At 66.9% G+C, this 311-nt stretch carries 1 pseudogene; it reads right to left on the bottom strand.

The features are described 5' to 3' along the window. Nucleotides 1-44: 44 nt before the first annotated feature. Nucleotides 45-311 (bottom strand): annotated as a pseudogene (locus EOB49_RS35075) (ABC transporter permease); the annotation flags it as partial.

Here is a 311-nt window from a genome sequence, read left to right as displayed (position 1 = left end):
GATATAGACGCGGCCGAGTCCTTCGAGGATGCGGGTCGTCGTCATCACGCAGCCCTCCGCAGCACCGGCGACGCCACCGCCAGGATGACCAGCACCACCGCCAGCAGGATGAAGGAGAGCGCCGCACCGAGCGGCCAGTTGAACACGGCTACGAACTGGTCCTCGATGACCGTGCCGTAGAAGGTGCCGGTGCGGCCGCCGAGGATGCGCGGTTCCATGAACGAGCCGACGACCGGCACGAAGATCAGCGCCGCACCCGCGACCAATCCGGGCATCGACAGCGGGATGATCACCGGCTTCAGCACCTGCAC

The organism is Mesorhizobium sp. M7A.F.Ca.MR.148.00.0.0, from assembly GCF_003997735.1.
GTDB lineage: Bacteria > Pseudomonadota > Alphaproteobacteria > Rhizobiales > Rhizobiaceae > Mesorhizobium.
This window is presented reverse-complemented; position numbering and strand designations above follow the sequence as displayed.